Source organism: Enterococcus sp. AZ167 (assembly GCF_051714025.1).
Classification (GTDB): Bacteria; Bacillota; Bacilli; order Lactobacillales; family Enterococcaceae; genus Enterococcus_D; species Enterococcus_D casseliflavus.
This window is the reverse complement of record NZ_JBIORB010000003.1, coordinates 140001-157887: the sequence shown is the minus strand read 5'-3', so window position 1 is coordinate 157887 and position 17887 is coordinate 140001. Positions and strand designations below refer to the sequence as shown.

Here is a 17887-nt window from a genome sequence, read left to right as displayed (position 1 = left end):
CGGTGCTTCGGCTTATAGCGGTAAGTAAGCTGCTGGATCAACGAAATCTGACCACAACGTCTTACTCAATCCAAAGTGCAAATGGACGCCAGTCGAGTTTCCAGTCGTCCCCATCGTACCGACTTGCTCGCCGACTGCAACGGTTGCCCCCTTCGAGACACTGATAGCTGTTAAGTGAAAATAATACGAGTAAAAGCCGTTATCATGAGCCAAAATCACGTAATTCCCCGTGCTTGGACCATAACCAGCATCTTCTACCTGACCATCACGAGCGGCGACGATCTTCTCCCCCGCTTGACCTGTAAAGTCGATCCCATCATGCTGCGTCCCAGAAAAACCAGTTGGGTCAGCTCGAGTACCAAAACCGCTGGAGATCGACACGGCGCCCGTGATTGGCAGTGAAAATTCACTGGCTGCTGCTTTCTCTGCTGCTTCTTTGGCTTTTTGTTTTGCTTCTTCAGCGGCTTTTGCTTCTTTGTCCACTTTTTCTTGCAAGTCTTGTACTTGCGCTTGCGTTTGCTGCAGCTGCTCTTGTTGGCTCTGCAATTCTTCTTTTGCTGTTGCTAGTTGTTCTTTACTATGTACTAATTGGGCTTGCGTCAAGGTTTGGTACGAAGTGATTCGTTGCTGTTGGGCTTCTTTTTCCGCCAATTGTTGGTTCACTTCCCGTAAAGCCGCTTGTTGTTCACTAAACTTGCGTAGTTGTTGGATCGTGGCTTGTGGTCCGTCGACTACCGGGCTGCTTGGCGCTTGGCTTTCTTGATGCTGGGCTTTTTGGTCATTCAGAGCAGCGATCTGCGTTTGAACTTCCTGGCTTTCTTGTGCTAATTGGCTTAATTCTTCCTGATAATCCGCTAATTGACTTTCCAGCGCTGTGACTTTCTGTTGGCTAGTGGTGACTTCCTCTTCATACGTTGCAAGTTCTGCAGTCAAAACCGTCAGTTCCTCGGTGCTCTTCGTTTCAGCAGCATAACTGACAGCTGGCTGGAAAAGCGGCAACGTAAGGGCGAGCAATAAAAAAATCTTTTTCTTCAATGAGGCAACTCCTTCTTTTTTTTAGTAGCTTGGCTACTTTAACATGCTTATTCATGAAAAAAAAGAGGGTTTTTCCAACAGTTTAAAGTCTATTGTTGCAAATTTTCATGTAAATTACCTATAAAACGGGCTTTTTTTACAAATATTGCAGCCAAATAACAACTTTTATAAGAATTTCTTTAGCTCGCCAACCGCCTTATCCTCGCTCTTGCAGCTTCGCCAATTCCTCAGACGTTAATTCCCGATACTCGCCTAATGCCAAATCATCAGGCAAGGACAGGCCTCCCATGCGAATCCGTTTCAAATAAACGACTTCTTTTCCTACTGCATGGACCATCCGTTTGACTTGATGAAACTTGCCTTCATGGAGGATCAGTTTGATCTCGCTGCGCATTTCTTCTTCATCGACGTTGAGGATCTGCAACTCAGCCGGCAAAGTCCACTCGCCGTCTAATTTGATGCCTTTGGCAAAGATTTTTTGATCCTCCGCTGTCATGATTCCCTCGACTTGGGCATAATATTCTTTTTCCACATGCTTTTTAGGCGACAATAATTGATGCGCCAATCCGCCATCGTTCGTAATCAGCAAAAAGCCTTCGGTGTCTTTATCCAACCGTCCTACTGGAAACAGATCTTCGCGAAATGCTTCTTCAGAAAACAAATCTAAGACCGTCTCTTCATAGGAATCGACGGTTGCCGAAATCACGCCGGCGGGTTTATTCAGCAAATAATAAAACTGGCTTTGATAGGCGATGGGTTCCCCCTCAAAACAAACGGTATCTTGTGTTTCTTGTACTTGTGCTTTGTCACTTTTGATGACTTGTCCATTGACGGTCACGAGCCCTTTTTTGATCAACTGTTTCACTTCTTTGCGGGAGCCATAGCCCATATCCGCTAAAAACTTGTCTAAACGCATCGGTTTCTTCCTTTCATATAAAACAGCCGCCAAGGTCTCACAAAGGAGGCTCAGCGGCTGCTTCTGGTTTTATTTGATGTGTAATTTCTGGCGTAAACGTACCATTGATGAGCCGAGTAGTTTTTCAGCTAAACGCAATTTCAGCGCAATGTAGATGTATACACTGCCGCCGACTCCTGCTACTAGCAAGCTCAAGATAAAGGCTTGGACTTTTCTTTCAGAGCTCAAGACAAGCCCAAAGAGTTGGCGAGCGATCAACGCTGCGATCACCATAATGATCGTCATCGCGCCAATCAATAATGTCCGTCGCAACGTTAAGTTTACATTGAAATGGCCTTTGCGAATCATTTTGCGAATATTTAACCAGCAGACGATCCCTAAGGCAATCGTGGTAGAAACCAATGGTCCATAGACTTGGAACAAACGAATCGCTGGATACTGCAAGATCACTTTCACCAGTAACCCTACAAAGAAGAAAACAACCGCTTCTTTGTTGTGGTACATCCCTTGCAGCATACTCGAACTAAGCATAAACAAGCCCAAGACCAGACCAGACAGACAGGCAGCGACTAAGACGCTCGCCCCTAACGCATCTGGACGATAAAACAAGGTGTATAGAGGATAAGACAGTACGATCATCCCAAAAGTCGCTGGAAACATTACAAAGGAATACAATTGCAAGTTGTTGCTGATCAATTTGGCTAAGTTCTTTTTGTCTTTTTTGGCGACTGCTTCACTGATCAAAGGCAGTCCCGTTGAAGCCATGGAAGTAGCTAATCCGATAACCACCATCGTCAGCTTATCAGGGTTGCTGCCGAAAATCGCCATTAGTTCTAAGAGCTGATCATTTGAAAATTCGGTAAAACTGCTCATCATTCGAACAAAGGTGTACTGATCCACCAATTTTAAAATCGTGATCCCTGAGCCTACGATAATAAAAGGGATCGCTTCTTTGATGGTCGCTAAAACCAATTCTTTGGTTTGCAGCACCGTTTCTTCTTTGCTCATATCGACTAAAACATCCATCCGCACCCGCTGCTTTTGGAAGTAATAGCCTAATACCAAAATGCTGGCTAAGACACCGATAAAGGCGGCAAAGGTCGATTGCGTCACGGCTGCCGTGTATTCGCCTTCGATGACCCGCATAATGATGAAGGTCGCTAAAAGCATATAACAGACACGAGCGATTTGTTCAACGACTTGCGAGATCGCAAAAGGTTTCATGTCTTGGTTTCCTTGGAAATACCCTCGCATGACACTCATACAAGGAAAAACCAATAAAGCAATACTCAATGAGCGCATCGCAGGAATCAATTCTGCGCCTCCGCCTGAAGCCGTTGCCAACCATGGGGCTGCCAAATACATGATTCCAGCGGTCACCACGCCAAAACCTGCCATCAATTGAAACGCTCTTAAAAAGAGCTTCTGGCTCGTGCGGTATTCTTGGCGAGAATTGTAAAAAGAAATCTGTTTGGCAATTGCTGAAGGGATCCCCGCAGTGGAGATCATTAAAAATAAGGCGTAAACATTATAGCCCATTCCAAACAACGCATTTGCTTTATCCGCATTTGCGCCCATCCAATAATACCAGGGTAAAATGTAAATGGCGCCAAGCAAACGTGAGCCGATATTTCCCATCGTCATCCAAGCAGATCCTTGAGCCATTTTTTCTTGTGTAGTTAATTCTTTTGACACTGAACGCATGTGTTTATCCATCGCCATTATCTCCAACTTTCTACAAACATATCCCTTCCATTTTAATTCGAAAAAGGGTTGGTCGCAATCTATTTTTGCAACATCTTAAAGTTTCTTCAAAATAAGGAGAAAAAAAAGAAAACTTTTCCCTCCCAAACGGCGGTTTTTAGGAGTTATGCTATAATAAGAGAAATCTTTAGAGGAATGAAGGAGAACAACGATGCAAAAGGAACTCATTACCGTGCCACAGATCCGCAAGCTCTTATTGCAGGAAAACCTATTGAAAGAAATCATCACCCCCACTGATTGGGTTTATACCGTGCCGCAAGAAATGACTGATCTTGCCTTTACCTCATTAAGCTACGACTCGCGAACAGCCGATGCGGCGACGCTTTTTTTCTGTAAAGGGGCTTCTTTTAAAGAAAGCTACCTGGCTGCCGCCATTGACCAAGGGATTCAGTGCTACATTTCCGAAACGCCCTATGACAACTTTGCAACTTATGGAATCATCGTCACCGACATTCGAGAAACGATGGCAGTGATCGCTCAAGCGTTTTATGGCCATCCTCAAGAACAGCTGGTGACCATCGGCATCACTGGAACAAAAGGCAAAACCAGCTGCGCCTATTTTGCTCGGGCGATTTTAGCAGAATCGACGGGTCAAAAAGTAGCATTCTTTTCATCTGAGGAAAACTCAGTCGACGGAAAAACCTTTAATGAAGCAGTGTTGACGACCCCCGAAACACTGGATCTTTATAAGATGATGGCCGAGGCTGTCGCAAACGGCATGACCCATCTTGTGATGGAGGTTTCTTCCCAAGCCTATAAAACCAAACGGGTCGCCGGTATTACCTTTGATATTGGCGCGTTCTTAAATATTTCGCCTGATCACATTGGACCAGTGGAACATCCAACTTATGACGATTACCTTTACTGCAAACGGGAACTGATCCGCAACAGCAAACAGATGATTTTAAATCGCCAAAGCGATCACTACCACTTGCTACGAGAAACTTGTGAAGTCCATCAAGTTCCTTATATTACCTACGGACGTTCAGACGCCGATTATGTCGTCCAAGAAGGGACAGATCTAAAAGGCTTTGCGCTGTCAGCTGCTTCTGATGTCTTGCAAGTCTCTGGTGAATATCAACTGGGGATTTTAGGTTCTTTCAACCATGAGAACGCTGCAGCTGCGATTTTAGCTGCCTGCTTAGCGGGTGCCTCTCGTGAGGACGCTCAGAAAGTCCTGCCGACAGTGATCATCCCTGGACGAATGATCGTTTTAGAAAAAGAAAATGGTGCAGTCATGATCGTTGACTATGCCCACAATTACCTTAGCTTCCAATCATTAAGTGAACTTGCCCGCCAATTGCGCCCAGAAGGCCGCCTGCTTTTTGTCACTGGCAGTGCTGGCGGCAAAGCCCAATCTCGCCGAGCAGATATGGGACGAGCGCTAGGAGAATATGCGGACAAAGTCTACCTGACCAGCGATGATCCTGATTTTGAAGAAGCAGCTGCGATCGCAAAAGAAATCGCAGCTGCAATCACCAATCCTGAAGTCGCCATCATTCATGAGATGGATCGGGCTCAAGCCGTCAAATCAGCGATTGCTGAAGCAGACAGTAAGGATATCGTGATTATTGCGGGCAAAGGCGCCGAACAATACTTGAAAGTCGCTGGAAAAAAAGTCCCTTACATCGGTGACTTGACCTTAGCGCAGCAGCAAGCCAAACACCAATAGCAACAAGTTGCCTCAACAAAAAAACTTTCAGATGATTTAACAGATCATCTGAAAGCTTTTTTTCTGCGTGACTAAGGTTGTTCGTCTTCGTAAGTCTCATAGACATAGGGTGCGCCATCATAACGGAATTCTGTTGAAATGGCGGCGTCAAGGTCTTCGGTAAACATTCGTTTGCTGAAAGGAAACAAAAAGACTTGCCCTTCTTTGGCATCTTCGGCTGCTAAACGGTAAAACAGCTCTTCTTCTGTTAATTGTTGATTCAACTGTTCCAAGACATCGGCAGTGACTGCCTCTTCCTCATAGCCAGGTTTGGCAATCCGTGCATAATCTTCAAAAAAAGCCGACTGGCCTTCAAATGATTGATACTCCATGTAAGTCCCCTCTTTCTTTTCTCTTACTTTATTATACGAGAGTCCGTGAGGATCAGCGAATAATATGATCGGTCTACAGGGGAATTTTTACTCTTCTGGTGCTTAAATATGTCAGAAATATTTCAAGTGTATTACGAATCAATTATTTGACAAAATCAGATTGAACACGCATCCAAATTTTGTATAATGATACATAGAGACTATAAAAGGGGCAAATGTAATGAACAACGCAAAGAAAAAAATTTTCGTCGGTACTGGTGCTGCAATTGGTTTTGTCGCAATCGTTGCTATGATGGCTCAGTTCATGATTTCCAATCATCTATTTGGCGGAAGTGATGCTTCATCAGAAATTTTCACTCGCGCTACGTATCCAAGCGGCTTTCTACTAGTGATCTTGATTCCATTGGTCGCAACAGCCGCTTTGTTCTATGGGATCATTCGCAAAAAATAACAAAAAAGTGTTGCTGAGAACTACTCAGTAACACTTTTTTTCTTTGTCGTCACCAAAAAGCTGCCTAACAGACCCTCGATCTGCTAGGCAGCTATTTTTTAGCGTTTAGTTTGCAACGATATTGACCAATTTGTTCGGTACGACGATCACTTTACGGATCGTTTTTCCTTGGAGCTGTTCTTGGACAAGTTCGTTTTCTTGTGCCAATTGTTCAAGCACTGCTTTTTCGGCATCCGCTGGCACCATTGCTTTGGCGCGAACTTTGCCGTTGACTTGAAAGACGACTTCGATCTCGTCTTCCACTAGGGCACTTTCGTCATAGGTTGGCCATGGCACATAAGAGATCCCATGGTCATTCCCGAGGATCGACCATAGCTCTTCCCCGATATGCGGTGCGATCGGAGCCAATAGCTGCACAAATCCTTCGACATATTCGTAAGGCAAGGCATCGGCTTTGTACGCTTCATTGACAAAGACCATCAATTGGGAAATCGCCGTATTGAAGTGCAGCTGCTCAAAATCTTCCGTCACTTTCTTAACGGTTTGATGGTAAACTTTCGACAATTTGCCATCGTTGAATGTCGTGATGCGGTCACGCATTTTGCCATTTTCATCGACGATCAAGCGCCACACACGATCCAAGAATTTACGACTGCCTTCAAGACCATTCTCATTCCAAGCGATCGATGCATCCAATGGTCCCATAAACATTTCATATAGACGCAAAGTATCCGCACCGTATTGATTGATGACATCATCTGGATTGACGACGTTGCCGCGGGATTTTGACATTTTTTCATTGTTTTCCCCAAGGATCATCCCTTGGTTGAACAATTTTTCAAATGGTTCTTTCGTTGGCACGACACCGATATCATACAAGAATTTATGCCAGAAGCGAGCATAAAGCAAGTGCAAGACAGCGTGCTCTGCGCCACCGATATAAATATCGACTGGCATCCAGCGTTTCAATTTGTCGTAGTCTGCCAAAACAGACTTATTATGAGGATCGATAAAGCGCAAGAAATACCATGAGCTTCCAGCCCATTGCGGCATCGTATTGGTTTCACGACGTCCTTTTTTCCCGGTTTCAGGGTCAGTGACATTGACCCAATCTGTGACATTGGCTAATGGCGATTCACCAGTACCGCTTGGTTTGATATTGTCGGTTTTTGGCAAACGCAACGGCAGCTGATCTTCAGGAAGCGTCGTAGTCGTACCATCTTCCCAATGGATGATTGGGATTGGCTCTCCCCAATACCGTTGGCGAGAGAACAACCAATCGCGAAGACGATAGCTGACTTCTTTTTTCCCAACGTGGTTTTCTTCCAACCATGCGACCATTTTTTCGATGGCTGTCTCTTTGTCTAGCCCATCCAAAAAGTCTGAATTGATATGCAGTCCATCTTCGGTATAGGCAGATTCTTCCACGTTGCCCCCTGCCAATACAGGAATGATCTCTAAGCCAAATGTTTTGGCAAATTCGTGGTCACGTTCGTCATGGGCAGGAACCGCCATGATCGCACCTGTTCCATAAGAAGCCAAAACATAATCGGCGATCCAAATCGGGATCTCTTTGCCATTCACGGGATTGATGGCATAGGCACCTGTGAAGACACCAGTTTTTTCTTTGGCCAAATCTGTTCGGTTCAAATCAGATTTTTTCGACGCTTCTTCTACATAGGCATCAATGGCTGCTTTTTGTTCTGGTGTAGTGATTTGGGCCACTAGCTCATGTTCTGGCGCCAATACGGCGTAGGTCGCACCAAACAAGGTATCTGGGCGAGTCGTAAAGACGGTAAAGTCTTTTTCCATCCCTGCCACTTTAAACGTAACGTTGGCTCCGACCGAACGTCCGATCCAATTGCGTTGCATTTCTTTGATGCTTTCTGGCCAATCAACTTCTTCAAGATCGTCCAACAAACGATCAGCATACGCCGTGATTTTAAGCATCCATTGGCGCATCGGTTTGCGGATCACATCGTAGCCGCCCCGTTCGCTTTTGCCGTCAATGACTTCTTCATTGGCGATCACGGTCCCAAGCTCTGGTACCCAGTTTACTGGAACTTCGGCTTCATAAGCTAACCCTTTTTCATAAAGCTTGGTAAAGATCCATTGTGTCCACTTGTAGTACTCGGGATCTGTCGTATTGATTTCACGATTCCAGTCATAGCTGAATCCTAGCGCATTGATTTGACGGCGGAAGGTCTCAATATTTTTCTTCGTGAATTCCGCTGGATCATTTCCAGTGTCTAGTGCATATTGTTCGGCAGGCAGACCAAAGGCATCCCAGCCCATTGGGTGCAGTACATTGTACCCTTGGCTGCGTTTGAAGCGACTCAAGATATCCGTAGCTGTATAGCCTTCTGGATGTCCGACATGTAATCCTTGTCCAGATGGATATGGGAACATATCTAGCGCATAAAATTTTGGTTTGTCCGGCTCATCATGGGTGTTGAATTCATTTTTCTTTGCCCAATATTTTTGCCATTTTTTTTCGATTTCTTTGTGATTGTAATTCACGATGGACTCCTCCTAAAAAAATTGGTGTTTTGCTCGTCAAATCAACCAGCAAAACTTAAAAAAAGTCCTATAAAAATCGCTATGATTTTTATAGGACGTTATCAACGTGGTACCACCTAAGTTTATCTGCTCCTCAAAAAAGCAGACCTCGATGTTTTAACGGCCATCGCCGTATCTGCCTAGCCAAATCAGGTTCAGTCAGATATCACTCGAAGACGAGTTCGAAAGGTGTGCTGTGCATTTCCACCAACCATGCACTCTCTAAAAGTCCCACCGTACTTCTACTATTCCTTCTCAAACGTGAAAGTTTCTTTGCACTTATCCTAACAAAAATCATTAGGAATAGCAATCTATTTTACCCTAACTGTTTGTCCTGGGTAAATAAAGTTATTTTGAATATTGTTCCATTGGATAAATTGATCCGTCGTGATGCCGAACTTATCTGCGATCCCCCAAACAGAATCCCCCGATGCGACCTTGTACGTACCATTTGTCGCTGAAGTGCTGGTAGTAGCTGCCGTGCCGCCTTGCTTGACGACCACCTTTTGTCCTGGATAGATAAAATCATTTTTGATGTTGTTCCAGCTGCGGATTTGGTCCATCGAAATCCCGTGTTTATTGGCAACTGACCAGACTGAATCACCAGAAGCCACCGTATAGGTGTTGCCTGCAGCACTGCTGCTGGTTTGGCTGCTGACGGTCGTGCTCGTCGTTGTACTTGTACGGGTAGAACTACCGCTGACAACCACCTTTTGACCTGGATAAACATAGTCGTTTTTAATATTGTTCAAGCTGCGGAACTGATCCATCGAGATGCCATGCTTGTTAGCGATCGACCAGACTGAATCGCCAGCTGCCACCGTGTAGGTGCCGCCACTGCTTTGGCTAGCCGTTGATGCCGTGCTGACGGTCGTAGTACTGCTGGTATTCGTAGACGAACCACCGCTAACGACAACTTTTTGCCCTGGATAGACAAAATCATTTTTGATGTTGTTCAAACTGCGAAATTGATCCATCGAAATGCCATGCTTATTGGCGATCGACCAAACGGAATCACCAGAAACTACGGTGTAGGTATTGCCTGATGTAGTTGCTGAAGCATTGCGATTGACGATCGATACCGTTGAAGTTGCCGAAGTACTTTGGGCGCTGCCGTTGACTTTCAAGGTTTGTCCTGGATAAACAAAATCGTTTTTGATATTGTTCAAACTGCGCAACTGATCCATGGAGATGCCATGTTTGTTGGCGATCGACCAGACTGAGTCCCCCGAAGCGACTGTATAGGTTTGACTACCGCTCGTGCTGACAGCTGATGTCGTGGTCGTCGTACTCGTTGAAGCACTGGCTGTGGCGCCACCACCGGCATTGCCAGAAGCTGGCGTGTCATATTTCGTCAACCCAAATTGCTGGATCACGGCATTCAGTGAAGAGGCATAGTTTGGTGCAGTCGCATAACGGCCTGCTAGCCATGCGGTTGCATCAAGATATGAAGTCGTATTGCTTTTCCAAGCGCCAGAATAATAAGCGACACCGCTTTGTAAAGAAGTTGAGCGTAAAGTACGTGCGTTATCTTCAAATGATTGCGTGTAAGATGGGTAACGCTTAAAGGGTTCATTCATAGTCAACCATTGGTTGTTCAAATATTCTAAGGTACTCATATAAACGGTTTGACCGTTATAGCTGCCTTTGATTCCGAAAAGATTGTAATTCGGTGCTTTTGATAAGCTGCTTCGGCCCCAACCACTTTCTAAAATGGCTTGCGCGATCATCACAGAAGCATATAGATCGTTGGCGTTTGCCACAGGTTGGGCGTACGTAGCGATTTCAGCAATAAACGCGGAAGTATTCGGCGCGGCAAAATTGCTAGTAGAAACTTGGGCGATCGAGGTCTCTACGGCTTCTGCTTGAACCGATGACACCAATGGAGCTACAACAGAGCAAGCAGTCAGTGTTGTTCCTAAAACAACTGCACTTTTTTTGATCACTCGATACTTATCGCCCGATTGGTCTGCTTGACGATGTACTTTTCTTGATTGACTCGTGTTCATGTCCGTTATTCCTCCGTTTTTTCCTTATAGTGAACGTAGGTTTAGTATACAATTTCTTAAGAATTTATAAAAGGTATTTGAGCCGATTTCAGAAACTGTAAACTCTTTGTAATCAAACGAACATTTATTGCAATGAAGCAATTGGCCTGCTCCCGATAAACGTATCGCTTGCTCAGACGAGTAACCCCCTGCTCGTTCCCTGCTTTTTCCGACTTGTGATAAATGCTATAATACCTTCTAGATGTCTCTTTGACTTAATGACAATAATTGACAGAAATTCTCTAGAAACGAGGCTTATCCATGCATAAAAAACTTTATTTTCAATTTGCGGGCAGTTGCTTTTTACTGCTGTTCGTTTTTCTCGGCTATGTCGTGAAATTTTACCCTACTTGGTTGGTCTCCTTTGACGAAACCTTGACTCGCATCATCCGCAGCGGCTACCCGTTTTGGACACCGTTTTTTCTATGGGTCACAAAATTTGCGAATCCTACCACGATCATCTTGCTCTTTCTCGCTGTTTTAGCTGTCTTAGTGATCAACAAGTATTATGCTGAAGCTATATGGCTCAGTATTGGTACCATCGGGATTGCTGGGCTCTTTAATCCATTGATCAAACTGGTCTTTTTACGGGAGCGCCCAACTCTTGAACACTTAGTCACGGAATCAAGTTTCAGTTTCCCCAGTGGACACTCGACGGGCAGTATGATTTTTTATGGAACCTTACTCTTCTTGGTCCCAGTTTTCTTTAAGCAGCCTTTTTGGCAATGGGGCATCCGCCTTTTGCTGGGCCTTTTGATTGGCTGCATCGGCATCAGCCGTATTTATGTTGGTGTGCATTTCCCCAGTGATGTGTTAGGCGGTTTTTGTGTTGGCCTGTCTTGGCTGCTGTTGACCTATCCGTACTACTTGCAAAAACGCTTTGTCTGGCGCTTCACGCGTAAACAATTATAAAAGAAGGTAAAAAAATGAATCCATTTCCTTATGCAGAAGATAAAAACAAACGATACCATTCGTGGAACTTTGCTTTGCGGCAAGAATTTGGCGAAAAAATCTTTAAAGTCCCCATCGATGCGGGCTTCGACTGCCCCAATCGTGACGGCACCGTTGCCAAAGGCGGCTGTACATTTTGCAGTGTGTCCGGTTCTGGCGATATGATCGTAGCTCCTGAAGCCCCACTGCCAGAGCAGTTTGAAAAAGAGATCGCCATGATGCACAAAAAGTGGCCGCAAGTGGACAAATACATTGTCTATTTTCAAAACTTTACGAACACCCACGCACCGGTGGCAGTGATCCGCGAGCGCTTCGAGCAAGTGCTGACACTACCTGGTGTTGTCGGGATCTCCATCGGGACCCGACCAGACTGCTTACCAGCAGATGTCGTTGACTATCTAGCAGAGCTCAATCAACGCTTTTATTTATGGGTCGAATTAGGACTGCAAACGACGTTTGAAACCACGAGCAATGCCATCAACCGCGCCCATGATTATCAAACTTACTTAGACGGAGTCGCCAGCCTGCGCAAACACAATATTCGTGTCTGTACCCATTTGATCAATGGCCTGCCAGGCGAGACGATCGAGATGATGCAAGAAAATGTCCGCCGCACCATTCAAGATTCTGATATCCAAGGCATCAAACTGCACCTGCTGCATTTGATGCGCAATACTCGGATGCTGCGGGATTATCATGAAGGACGTTTGCAATTGATGCGGCGCGATACCTATGTGTCATTGATCTGCGATCAGTTAGAAATGATCCCCCCAGAGATCATCATTCATCGCTTGACAGGCGATGCACCATGGGATTCTCTGGTAGGTCCAATGTGGAGTTTGAAAAAATGGGAAGTCTTGAATGAAATCGATCAAGAAATGCTGCGCCGCAACTCCTATCAAGGAAAATTCAACGTGCGAAAGGAGCCTGTCAATGCTGCCGACCGCCATGCGCTATAGCCACACCCTTTTAAAAGAAGTTCTGCAACCGGGACAAACCGCTGTTGATGCCACGATGGGCAACGGCTTCGACACGGAATTACTGGCTTCCTTAGTTGGCCCAACTGGTCAGGTGTTTGCGTTTGATATTCAAGAACAAGCCCTGCAAGCTACCAAAAAGCGGTTGGCTGAAAAAGAGCTGTTGGCGCAAGTCCAGCTGATCCATCAAGGCCATGAGACGTTGGCAGATGTTGTGAGTGGTCCGGTTCACGCCGCCATTTTCAATTTAGGCTACTTGCCGAAAGGGGACAAAGCGATCATCACGCTGCCTGATACAACGAAAACGGCTTTAGAAGCTTTACTGACACGTTTAGCTCCGAAAGGTAGAATCATCCTCGTCTGCTATTATGGACACGCTGGCGGCGAAGCAGAGCTGAAAGAAGTACACTCCTTTTGTCAGCAGCTGCCGCAAGAGGCATTCAATGTCCTTTCCTATCAATTTATCAATCAGCGCAACCAACCGCCGATCTTATTTTGTATCGAACGAAAAAACCATCAGTCCTCGGCACGTTAAGGTGTCGATCGACTGATGGTTTTTTTATTCACTAAAAAGCCATTGCAGGACTCGTTGGATCCATTGATCCCAGAAATTCCAATCATGATCCCCAGTTCCCGATTCAAACGTTACGGCTAGTTTGCGTTTTTGCAGCTTATCCACCGCATATTCACTTGCCGGATACAGCTGATCCTCGGTTCCGCAGCTAATAAAAAAGCGCGGCGCTGTGCTTGGATCGATGGTCTCAATCAGATGGATCAAATCATTTTCTGACCCTTTGAATTGCTCTAATGGTCCAAAAATTCCTTCCCAATAAGCTTGGCTTCGCAGCTGCAGCAAGGAATCCATGCTTTCAGCCAGCGCTAATGCCCCAGACAAAGACGCTACCGCCGCAAACTGGTCAGGCTTTCTCAGCCCGAGTTTTACTGCCCCATAGCCCCCCATCGAAAGCCCAGCCGCAAAAGTTTTTTCTCGTTTTTGCGTCAGCTGAGGAAACAGCTCATGGCAAATCTGTGGTAATTCTTCGGCGATAAAAGTCCAATACTTCATCTCATAGGTCGTATCGGTATACCACCCCAGATCAGTAGACGGCATGATGACCGCTAGTTGATACTCTGCGGCATACCGCTCGATCGACGTCCGTCGCTGCCAGACACTATGATTTCCGTTCATCCCATGCAATAAATAAAGCACCGGGAGATCTGTGCCCGTCGATTGGCTTTGCGTGCCGATTTTTTTCTTGGTACTTTGAGGCAAGATCACATCGATCATTACCTCCATTTCAAGAACATTTGAATAGATATTTGCTTGTAAAAAAGCCATACAATCACCTGCGATCCTTTTTTTATATTGTACCAGATTCTCGCGAAATCGTGCGGGTCAAACCAATCGCTAGCACAATAAGTAAAACACCGATCCCAAAAACCCAGTGTAGACCGCTATAAAGAATCTCCCGTAATTGCCCTAATAATGCGGTTGGCAGCTGGCGCGCAGCGGCTGGATCTACTAGCTGATTCATGACACTGCTATCATTGACTTGTGCCTGTGCTAAGCCTACGCTATTACTGGTGTTTAAAACGATACCGAAGACCGCTACCATGATGGTTTGCCCGATCGTTCGCAACAGGGTATTGAAAGAAGTCGCCACGCCGACTTGTGTGGGGCCAACGCTGGTTTGGGCAGTAACCGTACAAACCACCATCGTTGCCCCTAACCCGACGCCAGTAATAGAAGAAATGACCAAGAACAACCAGAATGAGGTCTGTGCCGGTGTCAAAAACAGCCACAAAGCACCGGTAGCCGTGATCAACAAGCTAACCGTCAAGACCCAGCTGACACTGTGCTGTGTCAACCAACGGCTGGCTAAGAAGGAGCCAATCATCCATAAAATCGACAACGGTGCCAACACAAGCCCGCCAATCCCCGCACTCATGCCTAAGACCCCTTGCATCCACATTGGGATATAAACATCGATCCCCATCAAGAAGCCGCTAGCCAAAGCTGCTACGATATTGACCACCACAAATAATTTTGAGTGAAACAGCTTCAGATCAATAATCGGATCTGCTGCTTTTTTCTCCACCCGAACGAAGCCGATGAACATAAGGACAGAAAAAACGAACAGACTGAGGACAGGCAGACTCACACCATAATCTCCCAGCAACTGGAAGCCTAGCAGGAGCCCTACTAGCGTCAACATCAACAAGAGACTGCCTGCATAATCAATGTTGACTGCAGCAAAGGCCTTTTTTTCTTCATGAAAATAAGACCAAATCAAGGCAATCAGCCCTAATCCAATGGGTACGTTGATAAAAAAGATCCAATGCCACCCGATCGTATCTACGATCAAGCCACCGGCTAAGGGACCAACGACACTGGCGATCCCCCAAGCCGTACTATTGAGCCCTAAGACTTTCGCCCGCTTTTCAACGGGATACAGGTCCGCAATGATCGTTAGGGCAACGGGCATCATGGCCCCTGCGCCTAATCCTTGCAACGCTCTGGCAATGATCAACGTCAACATCGTGTTGGCCATCCCACAAAACGCCGACCCGATAATAAACAGCAACGTCCCAAATAAAAAGACTGGTTTGCGGCCGATATTATCGGCAAACTTGCCGTAGATCGGGGTCAACATCGCACTGGTCAAAAGATAGATCGAGAAGACCCAGTTCATGATCTCGATCCCTTTCAATGAACTGACGATGGTAGGCATCGCTGTCGTAATGATCGTTCCTTCGATTGCGGTCATAAACGTTGCGACAAAGACCGCAATGGTGACTAATTTTACATTGGTTCGCATATAACTCCTCCTTTTACTCCAAAAAAAAGAACCTCTATTGATAGTCATCAATAGAGGTCGCCTCTTTTAATCCTTCACACTTGCCAAAAGTGCCGACACCTTGTCGGTGCGTTCCCATGGCAAATCGATATCTGTACGACCGAAATGTCCGTAAGCGGCAGTCTGACGATAAATCGGACGGCGCAAATCTAACATTTCAATAATTCCTGCTGGTCGCAAATCAAAGTTTTCCCGTACCGCTTGGATCAAGCGCTCGTTGCTGACGGTTCCTGTACCAAAAGTGTTGATGCTGATCGAAACGGGCTGTGCCACACCGATCGCATAGGCTAATTGTACTTCCACTTTTTTGGCTAGCTTTGCTGCTACGATGTTTTTGGCAATGTAGCGAGCCGCATAGCTGGCTGAACGGTCAACTTTGGTTGCATCTTTTCCAGAAAACGCACCGCCGCCATGACGTGCATAGCCGCCATAAGTATCAACGATGATTTTTCTGCCAGTCAAACCGGCATCCCCTTGAGGACCGCCGATCACAAAACGACCAGTAGGATTGATATAATATTTTGTCTGCTCGTCTAAAAGATCGGCAGGGATCACTTCTTTGATCACTTTTTCGATGACATCACGGTGGATCGTTTCATTATCAGCCGCATCATCATGCTGGGTACTAATAACGACGGTGTCCACTCTTTGTGGTTGATCGTTATCATCATATTCAACGGTTACTTGTGATTTTGCATCTGGACGCAAGTAGCTTAGTTCGTTGTTTTTACGCAACTCTGCTAAGCGACGTACCAGCCGATGGCTCAACGCGATCGGTAAAGGCATCAATTCAGGTGTTTCATCAACGGCAAAACCAAACATCAAGCCTTGGTCGCCGGCACCGATATCTTCTTTATCCGTTTCTCCACGACTTTCTAAAGCATCGTCAACGCCTTGAGCGATATCTGGTGATTGCTCATCGATCGCTACCAAAACAGCAACCGTATCGCCGTCAAAGCCGAATTTTGCTCGTGTATAGCCGATTTCTTTGATGGTTTCTCGGACGACTTTTTGAATATCTACATAAGCAGAAGTAGAAATTTCTCCAAAGACTAAAACCAATCCGGTAGTAACTGACGTTTCGCAAGCGACCCGTGCCATTGGATCTTCGGCAAGCAACGCATCTAAGATGGCATCACTGATTTGGTCGGCTACTTTGTCTGGGTGTCCTTCTGAAACGGACTCTGATGTAAATAAGTGTTTCTCTGTCATTTTTGTATTCCCCCTAATATATGTTTCGGTTACAAGGCATCTTCGCAGCTGCGAATCCTTTCGGGAACTTGCAACGGACTGATTATAACAAATTTTGACTGCTCATGCTTGAAAAAATGATAAAAAGATCATTTTTGGGCAATAAAAAAACACTCTCAAGAGTGTTTGCATGATCCGTACGGGATTCGAACCCGTGTTACCGCCGTGAAAGGGCGGTGTCTTAACCGCTTGACCAACGGACCAGTTTAAAAATGTAATGGGCCTAAATGGACTCGAACCATCGACCTCACGCTTATCAGGCGTGCGCTCTAACCAGCTGAGCTATAGGCCCCAAATAAAAAATGCAAAGCGGGTGACGAGAATCGAACTCGCGACAACAGCTTGGAAGGCTGTAGTTTTACCACTAAACTACACCCGCATTCCTATGGCGCGGGACAGAATCGAACTGCCGACACATGGAGCTTCAATCCATTGCTCTACCAACTGAGCTACCGAGCCAAAAACAACGGTCTGGACGGGACTCGAACCCGCGACCTCCTGCGTGACAGGCAGGCATTCTAACCAACTGAACTACCAAACCAGAAGCTTTGTATTGCTGCTTTGCCGTTAAACAAAGCAATTGCGGGAGCAGGATTTGAACCTACGACCTTCGGGTTATGAGCCCGACGAGCTACCAGACTGCTCCATCCCGCGATAAGTAATTACTTTACAGTAATTAAAGGACTGTGGTTCTTTTGCTCGCAACAAAAGAGACAGTTAAGGAGGATAAGGGATTCGAACCCTTGCACGGTTTTACCCGCCTGACGGTTTTCAAGACCGTTCCCTTCAGCCGGACTTGGGTAATCCTCCAAAAGTCAAAAATGATCCGTACGGGATTCGAACCCGTGTTACCGCCGTGAAAGGGCGGTGTCTTAACCACTTGACCAACGGACCAATAAAAAACGGAGAAGGAGGGATTTGAACCCTCGCGCCGGTTTCCCGACCTACACCCTTAGCAGGGGCGCCTCTTCAGCCACTTGAGTACTTCCCCAAATGTATGACTACATTTTTATGGGCCTAAATGGACTCGAACC

At 45.9% G+C, this 17887-nt stretch carries 14 protein-coding genes, 10 tRNA genes, 1 riboswitch and 1 other annotated feature (1 of these 26 running past the window's edge); of the genes, 5 read left to right on the top strand and 19 right to left on the bottom strand.

Going from position 1 to position 17887, the window contains the following annotated elements; all coding sequences use genetic code 11:
- Positions 1-12: 12 nt before the first annotated feature.
- The 3 genes from IGJ05_RS14960 to IGJ05_RS14950 form a co-directional block, all read right to left on the bottom strand.
- Positions 13-1035, bottom strand: coding sequence for a M23 family metallopeptidase (locus tag IGJ05_RS14960; RefSeq protein WP_081116950.1), 1023 nt, complete (start codon positions 1033-1035; stop codon positions 13-15).
- Positions 1036-1231: 196 nt separating this feature from the next.
- The gene (locus tag IGJ05_RS14955) at positions 1232-1951 is read right to left on the bottom strand and encodes a pseudouridine synthase (protein ID WP_081116951.1); all 720 of its coding nucleotides are present in this window, start codon (positions 1949-1951) and stop codon (positions 1232-1234) included.
- Positions 1952-2020: 69 nt separating this feature from the next.
- Entirely contained in the window at positions 2021-3667 is a 1647-nt protein-coding gene (locus IGJ05_RS14950) for a putative polysaccharide biosynthesis protein (protein ID WP_015510492.1), read from the bottom strand.
- A gap of 199 nt (positions 3668-3866) precedes the next feature.
- Between IGJ05_RS14950 and murE the strand changes: the two genes are divergently transcribed.
- The gene (gene murE / locus IGJ05_RS14945) at positions 3867-5387 is read left to right on the top strand and encodes a UDP-N-acetylmuramyl-tripeptide synthetase (protein WP_081116952.1); all 1521 of its coding nucleotides are present in this window, start codon (positions 3867-3869) and stop codon (positions 5385-5387) included.
- Positions 5388-5458: 71 nt separating this feature from the next.
- Here murE and IGJ05_RS14940 read toward each other — a convergent pair whose 3' ends face one another.
- On the bottom strand, positions 5459-5758 hold the full coding sequence (locus tag IGJ05_RS14940) for a DUF5960 family protein (protein ID WP_005227682.1): 300 nt from the start codon (positions 5756-5758) through the stop codon (positions 5459-5461).
- 220 nt (positions 5759-5978) lie between these two features.
- Between IGJ05_RS14940 and IGJ05_RS14935 the strand changes: the two genes are divergently transcribed.
- Positions 5979-6209: a hypothetical protein gene (locus IGJ05_RS14935; protein ID WP_266166528.1), complete on the top strand. Its 231-nt coding sequence runs from the start codon at positions 5979-5981 to the stop codon at positions 6207-6209.
- Positions 6210-6314: 105 nt separating this feature from the next.
- On the opposite strand, the gene leuS is transcribed toward IGJ05_RS14935, so the two are convergent.
- Both leuS and IGJ05_RS14925 read right to left on the bottom strand, forming a co-directional pair.
- Entirely contained in the window at positions 6315-8729 is a 2415-nt protein-coding gene (leuS, locus tag IGJ05_RS14930) for a leucine--tRNA ligase (RefSeq protein ID WP_010749009.1), read from the bottom strand.
- Positions 8730-8817: 88 nt separating this feature from the next.
- Positions 8818-9037 (bottom strand) — a binding site (T-box leader).
- Positions 9038-9079: 42 nt separating this feature from the next.
- Complete coding sequence (locus IGJ05_RS14925) at positions 9080-10777, bottom strand: LysM peptidoglycan-binding domain-containing protein (protein ID WP_266166529.1); 1698 nt, start codon at positions 10775-10777, stop codon at positions 9080-9082.
- A gap of 300 nt (positions 10778-11077) precedes the next feature.
- On the opposite strand from IGJ05_RS14925, the gene IGJ05_RS14920 reads away from it, so the two are divergent.
- From IGJ05_RS14920 to IGJ05_RS14910, 3 genes are read left to right on the top strand one after another with little or no spacing between them, the layout of a single operon-like run.
- Positions 11078-11728, top strand: coding sequence for a phosphatase PAP2 family protein (locus IGJ05_RS14920; protein WP_005227675.1), 651 nt, complete (start codon positions 11078-11080; stop codon positions 11726-11728).
- 14 nt (positions 11729-11742) lie between these two features.
- A complete protein-coding gene (locus IGJ05_RS14915; protein WP_081116954.1) occupies positions 11743-12726 on the top strand; it encodes a TIGR01212 family radical SAM protein in 984 nt (327 codons plus the stop codon).
- On the top strand, positions 12701-13279 hold the full coding sequence (locus tag IGJ05_RS14910) for a tRNA (mnm(5)s(2)U34)-methyltransferase (protein WP_034857576.1): 579 nt from the start codon (positions 12701-12703) through the stop codon (positions 13277-13279). Before IGJ05_RS14915 ends, IGJ05_RS14910 begins: the two co-directional genes overlap by 26 nt.
- Positions 13280-13303: 24 nt before the next feature.
- On the opposite strand, the gene IGJ05_RS14905 is transcribed toward IGJ05_RS14910, so the two are convergent.
- From IGJ05_RS14905 to IGJ05_RS14845, 13 genes are all read right to left on the bottom strand, one after another.
- A complete protein-coding gene (locus IGJ05_RS14905) occupies positions 13304-14083 on the bottom strand; it encodes an alpha/beta hydrolase (RefSeq protein WP_005227672.1) in 780 nt (259 codons plus the stop codon).
- Between the two features lie 22 nt (positions 14084-14105).
- On the bottom strand, positions 14106-15563 hold the full coding sequence (locus IGJ05_RS14900) for an MDR family MFS transporter (RefSeq protein ID WP_438725330.1): 1458 nt from the start codon (positions 15561-15563) through the stop codon (positions 14106-14108).
- Positions 15564-15629: 66 nt separating this feature from the next.
- Entirely contained in the window at positions 15630-16814 is a 1185-nt protein-coding gene (metK, locus tag IGJ05_RS14895; protein ID WP_115232893.1) for a methionine adenosyltransferase, read from the bottom strand.
- Positions 16812-16893, bottom strand: a riboswitch (SMK box riboswitch). (Overlaps the previous gene by 3 nt.)
- Positions 16894-16984: 91 nt before the next feature.
- Positions 16985-17056: transfer RNA gene (locus IGJ05_RS14890), tRNA-Glu, on the bottom strand.
- A 15-nt stretch (positions 17057-17071) separates the two neighbouring features.
- A tRNA-Ile gene (locus IGJ05_RS14885) sits at positions 17072-17145 on the bottom strand.
- Positions 17146-17161: 16 nt separating this feature from the next.
- Positions 17162-17232, bottom strand: a tRNA-Gly gene (locus IGJ05_RS14880).
- 7 nt (positions 17233-17239) lie between these two features.
- A tRNA-Phe gene (locus IGJ05_RS14875) sits at positions 17240-17312 on the bottom strand.
- An 8-nt stretch (positions 17313-17320) separates the two neighbouring features.
- Positions 17321-17394: transfer RNA gene (locus IGJ05_RS14870), tRNA-Asp, on the bottom strand.
- 39 nt (positions 17395-17433) lie between these two features.
- Positions 17434-17507: transfer RNA gene (locus IGJ05_RS14865), tRNA-Met, on the bottom strand.
- 66 nt (positions 17508-17573) lie between these two features.
- Positions 17574-17663: transfer RNA gene (locus IGJ05_RS14860), tRNA-Ser, on the bottom strand.
- Positions 17664-17675: 12 nt separating this feature from the next.
- Positions 17676-17747: transfer RNA gene (locus IGJ05_RS14855), tRNA-Glu, on the bottom strand.
- Between the two features lie 9 nt (positions 17748-17756).
- A tRNA-Ser gene (locus tag IGJ05_RS14850) sits at positions 17757-17844 on the bottom strand.
- A gap of 21 nt (positions 17845-17865) precedes the next feature.
- A tRNA-Ile gene (locus IGJ05_RS14845) sits at positions 17866-17887 on the bottom strand; it runs 52 nt beyond the window's last position.

What these genes read in the sequence shown, in the direction of transcription:
- metK (WP_115232893.1), bottom strand. Translation starts at nt 16,814, where the DNA reads ATGACAGAGAAACACTTATTTACATCAGAGTCCGTTTCAGAAGGACAC.
- IGJ05_RS14915 (WP_081116954.1), top strand. Translation starts at nt 11,743, where the DNA reads ATGAATCCATTTCCTTATGCAGAAGATAAAAACAAACGATACCATTCG.
- IGJ05_RS14925 (WP_266166529.1), bottom strand. Translation starts at nt 10,777, where the DNA reads ATGAACACGAGTCAATCAAGAAAAGTACATCGTCAAGCAGACCAATCG.
- IGJ05_RS14900 (WP_438725330.1), bottom strand. Translation starts at nt 15,563, where the DNA reads ATGCGAACCAATGTAAAATTAGTCACCATTGCGGTCTTTGTCGCAACG.
- murE (WP_081116952.1), top strand. Translation starts at nt 3,867, where the DNA reads ATGCAAAAGGAACTCATTACCGTGCCACAGATCCGCAAGCTCTTATTG.
- IGJ05_RS14905 (WP_005227672.1), bottom strand. Translation starts at nt 14,083, where the DNA reads ATGGCTTTTTTACAAGCAAATATCTATTCAAATGTTCTTGAAATGGAG.
- IGJ05_RS14935 (WP_266166528.1), top strand. Translation starts at nt 5,979, where the DNA reads ATGAACAACGCAAAGAAAAAAATTTTCGTCGGTACTGGTGCTGCAATT.
- IGJ05_RS14955 (WP_081116951.1), bottom strand. Translation starts at nt 1,951, where the DNA reads ATGCGTTTAGACAAGTTTTTAGCGGATATGGGCTATGGCTCCCGCAAA.
- IGJ05_RS14950 (WP_015510492.1), bottom strand. Translation starts at nt 3,667, where the DNA reads ATGGATAAACACATGCGTTCAGTGTCAAAAGAATTAACTACACAAGAA.
- IGJ05_RS14920 (WP_005227675.1), top strand. Translation starts at nt 11,078, where the DNA reads ATGCATAAAAAACTTTATTTTCAATTTGCGGGCAGTTGCTTTTTACTG.
- IGJ05_RS14910 (WP_034857576.1), top strand. Translation starts at nt 12,701, where the DNA reads ATGCTGCCGACCGCCATGCGCTATAGCCACACCCTTTTAAAAGAAGTT.
- IGJ05_RS14940 (WP_005227682.1), bottom strand. Translation starts at nt 5,758, where the DNA reads ATGGAGTATCAATCATTTGAAGGCCAGTCGGCTTTTTTTGAAGATTAT.